Annotated in this window: 14 protein-coding genes and 2 pseudogenes; 5 read left to right on the top strand and 11 right to left on the bottom strand. The window is 24.2% G+C overall.

Annotation, left to right across the window (positions count from 1 at the left end; genetic code table 4):
- Nucleotides 1-19 precede the first annotated feature (19 nt).
- Nucleotides 20-256, bottom strand: a complete 237-nt coding sequence (locus tag ACQH26_RS08970; protein WP_425382292.1) for a hypothetical protein — start codon at nucleotides 254-256, stop codon at nucleotides 20-22.
- 151 nt (nucleotides 257-407) lie between these two features.
- Here ACQH26_RS08970 and ACQH26_RS08965 point away from each other — a divergent pair, with 151 nt between their 5' ends.
- Entirely contained in the window at nucleotides 408-1,646 is a 1,239-nt protein-coding gene (locus ACQH26_RS08965) for an IS256 family transposase (RefSeq protein WP_425383069.1), read from the top strand.
- Between the two features lie 232 nt (nucleotides 1,647-1,878).
- On the opposite strand, the gene ACQH26_RS08960 is transcribed toward ACQH26_RS08965, so the two are convergent.
- From ACQH26_RS08960 to ACQH26_RS08930, 7 genes are all read right to left on the bottom strand, one after another.
- The gene (locus ACQH26_RS08960) at nucleotides 1,879-2,367 is read right to left on the bottom strand and encodes an IS630 family transposase (RefSeq protein ID WP_425381862.1); all 489 of its coding nucleotides are present in this window, start codon (nucleotides 2,365-2,367) and stop codon (nucleotides 1,879-1,881) included.
- 40 nt (nucleotides 2,368-2,407) lie between these two features.
- Nucleotides 2,408-2,767, bottom strand: coding sequence for a helix-turn-helix domain-containing protein (locus ACQH26_RS08955; protein ID WP_425381863.1), 360 nt, complete (start codon nucleotides 2,765-2,767; stop codon nucleotides 2,408-2,410).
- Nucleotides 2,768-3,059: 292 nt separating this feature from the next.
- Nucleotides 3,060-4,022 carry an alpha/beta hydrolase gene (locus ACQH26_RS08950; RefSeq protein ID WP_425382291.1) on the bottom strand — a complete coding sequence of 321 codons (963 nt, stop codon included), beginning with the start codon at nucleotides 4,020-4,022 and terminating at the stop codon, nucleotides 3,060-3,062.
- 76 nt (nucleotides 4,023-4,098) lie between these two features.
- On the bottom strand, nucleotides 4,099-4,608 hold the full coding sequence (locus ACQH26_RS08945) for a glucose PTS transporter subunit IIA (protein ID WP_342273962.1): 510 nt from the start codon (nucleotides 4,606-4,608) through the stop codon (nucleotides 4,099-4,101).
- A gap of 84 nt (nucleotides 4,609-4,692) precedes the next feature.
- Nucleotides 4,693-6,414, bottom strand: a complete 1,722-nt coding sequence (gene ptsP, locus ACQH26_RS08940; protein WP_425382290.1) for a phosphoenolpyruvate--protein phosphotransferase — start codon at nucleotides 6,412-6,414, stop codon at nucleotides 4,693-4,695.
- A 95-nt stretch (nucleotides 6,415-6,509) separates the two neighbouring features.
- Nucleotides 6,510-6,998 (bottom strand): IS630 family transposase, encoded by a 489-nt coding sequence (locus ACQH26_RS08935; RefSeq protein WP_425381862.1) that lies wholly within the window; start codon nucleotides 6,996-6,998, stop codon nucleotides 6,510-6,512.
- A 40-nt stretch (nucleotides 6,999-7,038) separates the two neighbouring features.
- Nucleotides 7,039-7,398 (bottom strand): helix-turn-helix domain-containing protein, encoded by a 360-nt coding sequence (locus ACQH26_RS08930; RefSeq protein WP_425381863.1) that lies wholly within the window; start codon nucleotides 7,396-7,398, stop codon nucleotides 7,039-7,041.
- 28 nt (nucleotides 7,399-7,426) lie between these two features.
- Between ACQH26_RS08930 and ACQH26_RS08925 the strand changes: the two are divergent.
- From ACQH26_RS08925 to ACQH26_RS08915, 3 genes and pseudogenes are all read left to right on the top strand, one after another.
- A pseudogene (locus ACQH26_RS08925) lies at nucleotides 7,427-7,612 on the top strand (IS3 family transposase); the annotation flags it as partial.
- A 75-nt stretch (nucleotides 7,613-7,687) separates the two neighbouring features.
- Nucleotides 7,688-8,477, top strand: a protein-coding gene (locus tag ACQH26_RS08920) for an IS5 family transposase (protein ID WP_425382012.1) whose coding sequence is annotated in 2 segments (ribosomal slippage) — nucleotides 7,688-7,948 and nucleotides 7,950-8,477 — 789 coding nt in all. Because the reading frame shifts where the segments join, the coding sequence is not laid out codon by codon here.
- Nucleotides 8,478-8,636: 159 nt separating this feature from the next.
- Nucleotides 8,637-10,682 (top strand): ribosome-inactivating family protein, encoded by a 2,046-nt coding sequence (locus ACQH26_RS08915; protein WP_425382289.1) that lies wholly within the window; start codon nucleotides 8,637-8,639, stop codon nucleotides 10,680-10,682.
- Nucleotides 10,683-11,060: 378 nt separating this feature from the next.
- Here the strand turns inward: ACQH26_RS08915 and ACQH26_RS08910 are convergent, their stop codons facing one another.
- On the bottom strand, nucleotides 11,061-11,288 hold the full coding sequence (locus ACQH26_RS08910; protein WP_425382288.1) for a hypothetical protein: 228 nt from the start codon (nucleotides 11,286-11,288) through the stop codon (nucleotides 11,061-11,063).
- A gap of 322 nt (nucleotides 11,289-11,610) precedes the next feature.
- Nucleotides 11,611-11,802, bottom strand: coding sequence for a hypothetical protein (locus tag ACQH26_RS08905; RefSeq protein ID WP_425382287.1), 192 nt, complete (start codon nucleotides 11,800-11,802; stop codon nucleotides 11,611-11,613).
- A 123-nt stretch (nucleotides 11,803-11,925) separates the two neighbouring features.
- On the opposite strand from ACQH26_RS08905, the gene ACQH26_RS08900 reads away from it, so the two are divergent.
- Nucleotides 11,926-12,813, top strand: a complete 888-nt coding sequence (locus tag ACQH26_RS08900) for an IS630 family transposase (RefSeq protein ID WP_425382094.1) — start codon at nucleotides 11,926-11,928, stop codon at nucleotides 12,811-12,813.
- Between the two features lies 1 nt (nucleotide 12,814).
- Here the strand turns inward: ACQH26_RS08900 and ACQH26_RS08895 are convergent.
- Nucleotides 12,815-13,963: pseudogene (locus ACQH26_RS08895) on the bottom strand (IS256 family transposase); the annotation flags it as partial.
- Between the last annotated feature and the right edge of the window lie 47 nt (nucleotides 13,964-14,010).

Raw genomic sequence — 14,010 nt, 5'->3', positions numbered from 1 at the left:
CTTAATTAAGGCATCATTTTTACAATGAATGTTGTCTTACACTACTTTGATTAGATGCTGATGATTGGTTTTCTGCCATTTGATTAGAATTATTAATTAAATATTCTTCGTGAATTTCTAAACACTCAACTTTAAGGTTTTCAATTCTTTTTAAAAATTCAGGATTATTAGATGTTTGATATTTTCTAGCATTACGTCAATTATACTCTTGACCTGCGACATCTATTTTTTCTTTTACTTCATTAAGTTCTGACACAATTGAAATTAATTGTTTAATATTAGGAATTGTTTTTGACTTTTCCTCGTTTAATTGGGTAATGTTTAGTAATCTGTGTAACTTACAAAAATAACTATGTTTAATTAATTCTAGTAAATATAATTAAATGACTAGAAAGAGTGAGTTACAGATGGCTAAAAAACAAAGTATTAATAATAATGATCCAATATCAAAAGCAGTAGATTTATTACTAGAAAATACTGAAGATTTAACAACAGTATTTAAAGAAGGAGGATTATATAAAGAATTAACAAAAAGATTAGTAGAAAAGATGTTAAATTCTGAAATGCAAAATTATTTAGGGTATGAAAAAAATCAACATAGTAATAGTGAAAATGCTCGTAATGGTATAAGTTCAAAAAAATTAATAACTCAACAAGGTAAAATTGAAATTAATGTACCAAGAGATCGTAATAGTGATTTTACTCCTGTAATAGTTGCAAAAAGACAGAGAAGATTTGATGGCTTTGATCAACAAGTTCTTTCACTATATGCCAAAGGAATGACTTTATCAGATATTAGAATGCAGTTGCAAGAGTTATATCATGGTGCAGATATTAGTGAAAGTGTTATTAGTCAAATTACTGATGATGTGATAGATGATGTCAAGGCGTGGCAAAATCGACCATTAGAAAGTATTTATTCTATTGTTTATTTTGATTGTATAGTAGTTAAAGTACGGCAAGATAAACGCATTATTAACAAATCAGTTTATATAGCATTAGGAGTGGATTTAGAAGGCAAAAAAGATGTTTTAGGTTTATGAATTAGTGAAAATGAAGGTTCTAAATTTTGACTAGCTAATTTTACAGAAATGAAAAATCGAGGCTTAAATGATATTTTGATTGCTTGTAGTGATAATTTAACAGGCATGTCAGAAGCAATACAAGCAGTTTATCCTAAAACTGAACATCAATTATGCATAGTTCATCAAATTAGAAATAGTTTAAAATATGTTTCATACAAACATCGAAAAACCTTAGTTGCAGATTTAAAACCAATTTATAGTGCATGTAGTGAAGAACAAGCAATGCAAGCTTTAGAATCATTTGAAAGTAAATGAAATAAACAATATCCGCAAATTACTAAATCTTGATATAAAAATTGAGATAATTTAATGGTTTTTATTAGTTATCCACCAGAAATTAAAAGAGTGATTTATACTACAAATGCTATTGAATCTGTTAATAGTCAATTACGAAAAGTTATCAGAAATAAAAAAGTTTTTCCTAATGATATGGCAGTTTTCAAAATATTTTACTTAGCAATTGAAAATATAACAAAAAAATGAACAATGCCCATTCAAAATTGAAATACAGCAATTGCTCATTTTATGATAAAATTTGAAGATAGAATTAATCTGAACTAGTAACTTTGTAAAACAAAGATACACAGATTACATAAAAGCCTCTTTAATTGTTGTTTAATATATTGTACTAGTCCAGATGTTTTCATATAGGTAGGAGTCCCTACAGAATCTGAAATATCACCCAATATTTCTTTTTAGTTTTATCAATTCTTCTTTCTACTTCAATTTCATTCATTAATTCTTTTTGATCTGTAATAATATTCATAATTTTTATCTTCCTTTTCACATATAGCTAACTAAAGTAATGTTTACTCATATCTTGAAAAACAAAATCAATCGCTTTTTTAATATTTGGTCAATAATTTGGTAATATTTTTCTTATATTATGTTTTATAGCAAATCAAAAATGTTCAATTGGATTTAAATTAGGAGAATATGGCGGAAGAAATAATAGTTTGCATCCAGCATTTTCAATTAATTGTTGTGTTAATTTAGATTTATGAAACGTTGCATTATCTAAAACTATAATTTGTCCACGCTTTAATACTGGAATTAGTTTATTTTTAACATATGATTCAAAAATTTTACTATTGCAATGTCCTTCAAATGCTCATAAGGCTTTTAATTTACCTTTATTTAGTGAACCAATTATACTCATTCTCTTTATTTTATATGCGGGTTTATTATCAAATAATCTTTTACCTTTTTCAGATCAACCATATTTATAAAATTCATTATCATCAATTCCAGATTCATCAATATATACTAAATCTTCATTCATTATTTTAGCTATTTCTTTTAAAAAATCTTCTTGTTTATTTTTATCTCTTTGTTCATATAGAAAAGTTTTTTTTATATGTATAATTTAGTTTTTTAAAATAGTTATAAACTGTTTCTTTAGTCATATTTCCAAATTTATCAATTACTTTTTGAACTGTAACATCTTTATTTTCTGCTAAATAATTTTTTAATTCATCTAAATCCTTTATTTTGTGGCTATGTCCTTTTTGATAATTTAAAATTGGTTTTATATGCCCAGTTTCTTTTTTTCTTTTTCTTCATAAAAATAAAGTCTTTCTAGTGATATTGAACACTTTACAAATTTCTTTAATTTTCATATTTTTACTTTCATAAGCTTCTATTACTTTTCTTCGTAAGTCTTCACTGTATGGTTTTGGCATAATTTAATCTTCCTAATCTATTTTAATTATTGCTGAATTGTACTTTTAAATTCAAAAACTGTTTAAATTACATATTATTATTTTACATTATTTATGAGTAAATATTACTTTAGTTAGCTATATAATTTTAATTTAATAAAACCTAGTATAGTTAAATTACTATACTAGGTATGAATAATTATTAAATTATAAATACTATTATAACTATAAAATAAAAATTACTCAATCAACTATTATTTACTATTTTTAAATTTTCTAATTTATTTTTTTGATCTAATATCATAAATAATCATTATATATGTTCTTTTTCTATTCAAGTTAAAATATCTTCTAAAATAATATTAATATTGGGTTCATTTAAAATTGCATGATTACCTTCTTCATAAAAACTATAAGTTATCCCCTGTCTTCAACGTTTATTATTTTTTTCAATTTTATCAAAATCAGCAAATATATCTTTTGCAGATTGAACAATCAAAACCGGACATTTAGCACTATTAAGATTTTTCGGTACTTGTTTACTTAATTTTTGTGCTTGTAAGGAAAATAATAATGTAAATTTCATATTAGTCATTGCTCTAATTTTCCCTTTTTTAATATAATTAGAGTTAATAGAAATTGTTTCCATATCAAAAGTAATAGGTAATGGATGATGTTTATAAAATAGAAATCCTCAAATTGCATTACAAACTAATGAAGGTTTTATTTTAAATATTTGTTTCTTAGTAACAAAATTAGTTAAAATTGCACGATCAATCATTTTTGGTAATCTTTTAATTGCTAATGCTATTAATGCAGAACCTAATGATTCACCCATTAATAAAATTTTTTTATTAGGATAACGTTCATTCAAAACCGTTATAATATCTTTAATATCATTAATAGTTGTTCCTAAAGTATGATATTTTCATTTTTCATTTTCTCCTCAACCTCGTTGATCAAAACTTAAAAATGAAATACCATGTTTAGTAAAAAACTTAGCAGCTGTTTTAAAGTCTGTTAAAGAGGCACCCATACCATGAATACCAATAATAATATATTTACTATTATCAACAAATTTAAATTCAGTATGTAAAAAATAGTTATCCCTAGTAATGATTCCCTCGTTACTTCATTGTGGAAAATGACGATTCAGTTCTCAGTGATAATCAATATGGAAAATTTGATAAATTCTATATAAAATATAAAGTATTATTAACATAGCTAAAACTACGATAAGTATTGCTCATCAATAATGTTGCCAAAAATTATCCATAATAAATGATACCCTCCAATAATATATAAATACTTACTAATATTTTATCAAATTAATTTTGTTTTAATAAAAATATTTATTTCTTAGTGACTTCAGCAATTAATTGACCAACCGTTACTTGTTCATCATCTTTTACTACTTGCTTTACAACATAACCTTCCATTGTTTCATTAGTGAAAACAATTGGTGTTGTTACTTTTTTACCTTTATTCTTAACTTCTTGTAAATTAGCAACTACCATTACTTCTGATTTTTTAATTGGTTTACCTTGTTCAACTTTAATATCAAAGCCCTTACCAGCTAATTCAACAGTATCAATACCAATATGAACTAAACATTCAATACCTGTATTTACATCTTTAATACCATAAGCATGTCCTGTATTAAATACTGTTGCTAATTTTCCATCAAATGGTGATACAAATTCAACTCCATCTTTACCTTTATATTCAGGAATAATAGCAAAACCAGTCCCTAACATTTTCTGAGCAAATACCGGATCTTCAACTTTACTAAGGTTAATAACTTTACCAGTAACTGGTGCATAAATTAATAAAGGTAATTGTTTTTTTTTCTTGAAAAACATATGTCGATTCTCCTCAAAATTATGTAAATTAGATGTTTATAATTTTAACATTAAATAATGTAACTTTAAAAATAAATAATATTTTTATTTTTTTGATAAAAATTTTTCTACTAATGATTTAACTTCTTCATTGGTTTCACATTGTAATGCTTTTGATGCTAATATTTCTGTATCCTTTTTATTTAAAGTACTAATAATTTTTCTAGTTTCTAAAACACTAGATGCAGACATTGAAAATTCATCTAGCCCTAGACCAACTAGTAGTGGAACAGCAATTTTATCACCAGCCATTTCACCACACATGGCAACAGGACGATTATATTTATGTCCACCATCAATTGTCATCTTAATCAAACGTAAAATTGATGGATGATATGGTTGATATAAATAAGACACTTTTTCTGACATACGATCAGCGGCTAAACTATATTGAATTAAATCATTAGTTCCAATTGAAAAGAAATCCGCATATTTAGCAAATATTTCTGCATTAACTGCTGCTGCTGGAATTTCAATCATCATTCCAACTTGAATATCATCACTAACTTTAACTTTTTCTTTAATTAATTCTTTTTTGCAAGTTTCATATAATGCTTTAGCTGCTTTAAATTCTTCAACATTAGCAATCATTGGAAACATAATAGCTAATTTACCAAAAGCTGAAGCACGAATTAAAGCACGTAACTGAGTTTTAAAAATATCTTTACGATCTAAACACAAACGAATGGCACGATAACCAAGGAAAGGATTCATTTCTTTTGGTAAATCTAAATATGATAATTCTTTATCACCACCAATATCTAAAGTTCTAATAACAACTTTATGTTTAGTAGCAGACAATACTTTTTTATATTCTTCAAATTGAATATCTTCACTTGGAAAATCACTACTTTCCATATAAAGAAATTCACTTCTAAAAAGCCCTACTCCTTGTGCATCATATTCAATTGCTTTAATCATATCTTTAGGTGAACCAATATTTGCTTCTAACTTTACTTCATGATTATCACTGGTTTTAGTTAATTTACCTTTAAATACTAATAACTCTTTTTGTTCTTCAATTCATGCGTTTTGTTTAGCAACTCATTTATTTTTTTCACTACTATTTAAATCAATTTCAATTTCACCAGTATTACCATCTAATACACAAAATTGATTATTTTTTACTTTTGTAGTAACATTTTTTAACCCAAGAACTGCTGGAATACCAAGACTACGAGCCATAATTGCTGCATGAGAAGTTCTACCACCAATATCACATAAAAATCCTTTAACAAATTTAGGATTCAATTGACTTGTTTCTGAAGGTGTTAGATCATGACTAACAATAATTGTTTCTTCTTTAATTGCACTTAAATCAATAGTTTTAATATTTAAAATTTTACGTAAAATTCGATCACGAACATCAATAACATCAGCAGCACGTTCACGAAAATAATCATCATCCATTGCTTGCAATGTTGCAATTGCTTTATTAGCAGTATTTTCTAAAGCATTAGCAGCATTATATTTTTCTTCTTTAATTAACTTTTCAGTATCTTCAATTAATACTGGATCAGTTGTTACTAAAAAATGAGCTTCAAAAACAGCGGCTTTTTCTTCACCCAAAGTTTTTGTTGTATTTTGGATGAGTTGTTTAATTTCATCACCTGCTATTTTTAAGGCATCATGTAACTTTTTAACTTCTCCTTCTATTTCTTTTTCATTAATTTTTTTAGGATTAGTTTTGATAGTTTCATGTTTTAAGATTAATGCTTTGGCTAGAGCAATGCCATTACTAGCACCAATACCTTTCATTTTTAACATTATATATATTTCACTCCTTATAAAATATGTTTATTAATAGTCTACTAAATTATAATAAAAAAAATGAAATATTGTATAAAATATTTATTATATAGCTAACTAAAGTAATGTTTACTCATATCTTGAAAAACAAAATCAATCGCTTTTTTAATATTTGGTCAATAATTTGGTAATATTTTTCTTATATTATGTTTTATAGCAAATCAAAAATGTTCAATTGGATTTAAATTAGGAGAATATGGCGGAAGAAATAATAGTTTGCATCCAGCATTTTCAATTAATTGTTGTGTTAATTTAGATTTATGAAACGTTGCATTATCTAAAACTATAATTTGTCCACGCTTTAATACTGGAATTAGTTTATTTTTAACATATGATTCAAAAATTTTACTATTGCAATGTCCTTCAAATGCTCATAAGGCTTTTAATTTACCTTTATTTAGTGAACCAATTATACTCATTCTCTTTATTTTATATGCGGGTTTATTATCAAATAATCTTTTACCTTTTTCAGATCAACCATATTTATAAAATTCATTATCATCAATTCCAGATTCATCAATATATACTAAATCTTCATTCATTATTTTAGCTATTTCTTTTAAAAAATCTTCTTGTTTATTTTTATCTCTTTGTTCATATAGAAAAGTTTTTTTTATATGTATAATTTAGTTTTTTAAAATAGTTATAAACTGTTTCTTTAGTCATATTTCCAAATTTATCAATTACTTTTTGAACTGTAACATCTTTATTTTCTGCTAAATAATTTTTTAATTCATCTAAATCCTTTATTTTGTGGCTATGTCCTTTTTGATAATTCAAAATTGGTTTTATATGCCCAGTTTCTTTTTTTCTTTTTCTTCATAAAAATAAAGTCTTTCTAGTGATATTGAACACTTTACAAATTTCTTTAATTTTCATATTTTTACTTTCATAAGCTTCTATTACTTTTCTTCGTAAGTCTTCACTGTATGGTTTTGGCATAATTTAATCTTCCTAATCTATTTTAATTATTGCTGAAGCAACTTTTAAAACTTTCAAAACTGAATTTATTAATGATAAAAATTTTAGATCATTAATCCAATTAAAATTAGAATTATTTGATTACATCAATTGATACAACAACATAAGAATCCACAGCACTTTAAACTACTTAACTCCAGTTAATTCTCAAAAACAAATGTCTACCAAAAAATAGTCCTAAGAACCTGTTTAGAATCTTTTCGAAAATAATGTAAAATGATTATATATTTTAAAATCAGAGGTATATATTATGCATAAAAATTATCCAAGTCATGTCACCAAAGAACAATTTGAGAACATAAAATCAATTTTAGAAAATAGCAAAAAGAAAACAAAACCAAGAAGTTTAGATTTATATGAAGTATTTTGTGCAATTTTATATGTATTAAAAAGTGGTTGTCAATGAAGAATGCTACCAAAAAATTTTCCAAAATGACAAACTGTATATTATTATTTTCAAATTTGAAGTAAAAATAACGGTAAAGAAGCTAGTGTATGGCAATTAATTTTAAAAAAAATTGGTTAAAAAAGTTCGTATCAACAATAATCGCAAAGAACAAACTAGTTTTTGTATAATTGATTCGCAAAGTGTTAAAAATACAGATACTACTGAAAATAAAGGTTATGATGCTGGTAAAAAGATTTCAGGAATAAAGCGTCATATTATTGTTGATTCTCAAGGTTTACCACATGCAATTTACATAACCACAGCAGAAAAAACAGATCGTAATAGCGCTATAATAATGATTGAAAATGAAAAAGAAAATCTTTCTGCAGTTCAAAAAATAATAGTAGATGCTGGTTATACTGGTGAAAAATTTGCTTCTGAAATCAAAACAATCATAAATGCAAATGTTGAAATTATAAAACGCAATGAACTACATACTTTTGTAGTATTACCAAAAAGATGAATTGTAGAACGAAGCTTTGCTTGATTAGAAAAATACAGAAGATTATGAAAAAATTGTGAAAGAAAACTAAATACTAGTTTACAAATGGTTGTTCTTTCCTTTATTTCAGTTTTATTAAAAAGATTCTAAACAGGTTCTAAAAAGTGTTGCCATTCCAAAAGTTTAAACAAGTATAAATAAAATAATGGTGTAGAATACACTAATAAAACTTAATATAAGTTTTTAACTCATTACTTTATTTTTAAAGTAATTGGGTTTTTTATTTTTAAAATAAAGAGGTATAAAATTATGAAATATTTTAATCCAAGTTATTGATTTAAATTATCAGTATTATCTGCACCATTATTTAATGATAAAACACAAGGTATTAATGCTAAGTCAATTGATAATAAAAAGATTAAAGATTGAGCTAGCAACAATACCATTTTAGAATCAATAAATCAAGAAATAAGTTATACAAACTCAATTACTAATTATCAACCATATAATTTAAATGAAACAAATCAAAATATTGACCCTATTTATCAACCATATTTAGATTCATTTTTAAGTCAACAATTAGAAACAAGTACTCATAAAAACCGTCATGAAAAAAGTAGAAATAGACATAAAAGACAATCAAGAAATAATAATAGAAGTTTAACAACTCCTATTATAAATTTAATTGCAGTTGATCAAGATGGAATTTATTTTAGAGAATTACTTAATGTTATTGAATTTTTAAGAGATAATGATATTTTAAGAGAAATCGCTCCTTGAATTATTAATGTTGGATATTCAAGAAGTAGTAATAATCCTATTTATTATATAAATGAAAATTCTAATTATCAAAATTTTATTATTCCTATTAATATAGTTAATACTAATGAGCAACAAGATTATGGACAAAGAATACAATTAGTATTTAGAACAAATAATCTATATTTACAGGGTTTTATTGTAAATAATACTTATTATTATTTTAGCGACTCTGATACAAGAAGTGTAAATGTAGATGATGTAAATAATAATTATCAATTAAGTTTTAATTCAAATTATAATTCAATGATTCAAGGTGAAAATCCGACCGTTAATTGACAAAATATCTTTGATGCCTTTAATAATATAATTAATTATCATCAAATCCGCACCGCCCCAACCCCCAATCCGCAAACAATCAGAACTGCTATACAAAGATTAAGATTAAGCTTACCATTTGTAATTTTAGCAACATCAGAAAGTATACGTTTTAAAAACGTTCGAGAAGATATTCTTTCAACTAATAGACATTTGGATGTTAACAATCAAGATCTTATTAATACAATAAGAGAAAATATTAATTCAAATAATCAAAATCATTTTGATCATATTACTTCCTTTACATGAAATCATTTTTCACCAACTATAAATAATTGAGAAGCTAGTACTTCATCGGCAATAGATCAACTAAGAGAAGAAGGTTCTTTATCAACATATTACACACGTTTATTAACTGTACTTCAAGGTATATTAATAGATCGTTTTGTTAATGAGTGTTTCAATAAAAGAAATTTCAATAAAAGAGAAATTTCAAAAAAACTATATTGTTTAAAAAAAATTTCATATGAATTGGAAATTTATTGAAATGGTGATAGATCAAATGAAATAATACATTTTGCTCCAACAAATTCTGTAATTAGACAACAAAAAATTTATACTGTTAATTTAGGAAAACGTAATCCTATTGATAATTTTAATAGATTTAATTTTTTAGGTGATACTTTTTCTGATAATTGAGGAGTAAAAATCAAATGAGGAAGTTGAATTTATGATGGTCAACATCAAAATCGTCTACCAGAAAATACTTATAGTCTTGATTATTATATGCAAAATAGAAACTATAAATTTCATGATATAATTAAAAATCAAATAGTTTATGATAATATTTCTCGAGAAGAATTTGAAACCCATACTAATATCCTTCTTCAAAGTATTTCTGAGCATGATTTTTTGGCTTGGGTTGAAGGTAGGCAAAAAATAGGACTAACTTGATATTGAGAAAATGAAAATTATTATTTACAATTTTTAGTTTTTCAATATTTAAATTGAAAAAGTTCTTATGCGGATTTGGATTGTTGACTTAAGATTGGTTCTGGAATCAGATTATATAATGATAATTCTGACAGAAGTAAAAGAAGTGTTTTTGACAATAATTCAAATAATAATGAAAAATTTACAAAAAAATTAGAAGAAAAAAATGAACTTAAAAATGTAACTAAATGAAATGATGAATTTACAAAATCAATAAATAATGAACAACATTTACCAATTGATAATAAAACTAATTTCTCTACAAGTAATATAACAAGTTTATAAAAATATAAACAAAAAAGTTACCTTAATTGGTAACTTTTTAATTAGGTGCCAACCTAACAACAATATAAGTTTGAGAACTTTTTATTTCATATACTTACAAAAGTAAGTATCAGTAAATTATAACATGAAATATTTAAGATTGTGGGGGAATATTATTTTATATTTTTCCCGAAAAAGAATTTACAATAATATTAAAATAAGGAGAACCATTCTTAGAAACATTAATATTAGCATTTTTAATAACAGTATTAGATAATTTATCTTTTATTTCTTTTTCTGTAGAGTTTTCATTAAGTTTATATACATCTAAAATTTGTTTTAAATTACTATTATTATTTACAACAAAATAAACATATTTTGCTTTTTCATAAAGAGAATTTATATCATCCGGTATAGAAGTTTTACCAATAATATTTTTTTTATCAATTTTAAAGAAAATAAAAGGTTTTTTTTATCAAATGTTTCAACATTAATTCCTTTAATTTCACTAAAAGATATATCATATTTTTGAGGTAAAACATTTGGATTATTATTACAAGCAATTATACTAGCACTAGATATACTTGATAAAATTATTGTTGTTAAAATTCTAATTAATTTTTTCATGAAATTATTCACCTACTTATATTATTAATGATTTTATTATAGCACATTATCTAGGATTAAATACTATTTTTGAAATAGTTAATTTATAGTATTTATAATATCTTATATATTGTGTTATTGGTCTTAGAACCTGTTTAGGATCTTTTTTGATTAATTTTTAATAAAATTTATATTATAATGGTTATTTTATAATAAAAAATAGATTTTTAGTCGATAAGTTTTCAAATGATAAAATCTTTTTAACAAAAAAATGAAAAAGAAAATAAATTATTGGTTAAGTACCTATTTATAAATGATTATTTCTTGTTTTAGTTAAATTCTATTAAAAAGATCCTAAACAGGTTCTTAAAATATCTTTTTCACTAAAAAGCGCAAGTTCTAATTGCATGATATTTGGAAATAATTGAACAATTAAATTAAATTCTTTATCATAAAAATCACAAAATCCTAACATTGTATCTTTTTTATTTTCAATGCTTTGTGCAACAATATAATCATCAATTTTAGATTGCATATATAGCTAACTAAAGTAATATTTACTCATAAATAATGTAAAATAATAATATGTAATTTAAACAGTTTTTGAATTTAAAAGTACAATTCAGCAATAATTAAAATAGATTAGGAAGATTAAATTATGCCAAAACCATACAGTGAAGACTTACGAAGAAAAGTAATAGAAGCTTATGAAAGTAAAAATATGAAAATTAAAGAAATTTGTAAAGTGTTCAATATCACTAGAAAGACTTTATTTTTATGAAGAAAAAGAAAAAAAGAAACTGGGCATATAAAACCAATTTTGAATTATCAAAAAGGACATAGCCACAAAATAAAGGATTTAGATGAATTAAAAAATTATTTAGCAGAAAATAAAGATGTTACAGTTCAAAAAGTAATTGATAAATTTGGAAATATGACTAAAGAAACAGTTTATAACTATTTTAAAAAACTAAATTATACATATAAAAAAACTTTTCTATATGAACAAAGAGATAAAAATAAACAAGAAGATTTTTTAAAAGAAATAGCTAAAATAATGAATGAAGATTTAGTATATATTGATGAATCTGGAATTGATGATAATGAATTTTATAAATATGGTTGATCTGAAAAAGGTAAAAGATTATTTGATAATAAACCCGCATATAAAATAAAGAGAATGAGTATAATTGGTTCACTAAATAAAGGTAAATTAAAAGCCTTATGAGCATTTGAAGGACATTGCAATAGTAAAATTTTTGAATCATATGTTAAAAATAAACTAATTCCAGTATTAAAGCGTGGACAAATTATAGTTTTAGATAATGCAACGTTTCATAAATCTAAATTAACACAACAATTAATTGAAAATGCTGGATGCAAACTATTATTTCTTCCGCCATATTCTCCTAATTTAAATCCAATTGAACATTTTTGATTTGCTATAAAACATAATATAAGAAAAATATTACCAAATTATTGACCAAATATTAAAAAAGCGATTGATTTTGTTTTTCAAGATATGAGTAAACATTACTTTAGTTAGCTATATTTTCAATTGCTAAGTAAAATATTTTGAAAACTGCCATATCATTAGGAAAAACTTTTTTATTTCTGATAACTTTTCGTAATTGACTATTAACAGATTCAATAGCATTTGTAGTATAAATCACTCTTTTAATTTCTGGTGGATAACTAATAAAAACCATTAAATTATCTCAATTTTTATATCAAGATTTAGTAATTTGCGGATATTGTTTATTTCATTTACTTTCAAATGATTCTAAAGCTTGCATTGCTTGTTCTTCACTACATGCACTATAAATTGGTTTTAAATCTGCAACTAAGGTTTTTCGATGTTTGTATGAAACATATTTTAAACTATTTCTAATTTGATGAACTATGCATAATTGATGTTCAGTTTTAGGATAAACTGCTTGTATTGCTTCTGACATGCCTGTTAAATTATCACTACAAGCAATCAAAATATCATTTAAGCCTCGATTTTTCATTTCTGTAAAATTAGCTAGTCAAAATTTAGAACCTTCATTTTCACTAATTCATAAACCTAAAACATCTTTTTTGCCTTCTAAATCCACTCCTAATGCTATATAAACTGATTTGTTAATAATGCGTTTATCTTGCCGTACTTTAACTACTATACAATCAAAATAAACAATAGAATAAATACTTTCTAATGGTCGATTTTGCCACGCCTTGACATCATCTATCACATCATCAGTAATTTGACTAATAACACTTTCACTAATATCTGCACCATGATATAACTCTTGCAACTGCATTCTAATATCTGATAAAGTCATTCCTTTGGCATATAGTGAAAGAACTTGTTGATCAAAGCCATCAAATCTTCTCTGTCTTTTTGCAACTATTACAGGAGTAAAATCACTATTACGATCTCTTGGTACATTAATTTCAATTTTACCTTGTTGAGTTATTAATTTTTTTGAACTTATACCATTACGAGCATTTTCACTATTACTATGTTGATTTTTTTCATACCCTAAATAATTTTGCATTTCAGAATTTAACATCTTTTCTACTAATCTTTTTGTTAATTCTTTATATAATCCTCTTTCTTTAAATACTGTTGTTAAATCTTCAGTATTTTCTAGTAATAAATCTACTGCTTTTGATATTGGATCATTATTATTAATACTTTGTTTTTTAGCCATCTGTAACTCACTCTTTCTAGTCATTTAATTATATTTACTAGAATTAA

This window comes from Spiroplasma endosymbiont of Melieria omissa, from assembly GCF_964031175.1.
Lineage (GTDB): Bacteria > Bacillota_I > Bacilli_A > Mycoplasmatales > VBWQ01 > Spiroplasma_E > Spiroplasma_E ixodetis_A.
The sequence above is the reverse complement of the archived record's forward strand: the minus strand, read 5'-3'. Positions and strand labels throughout refer to the sequence as shown.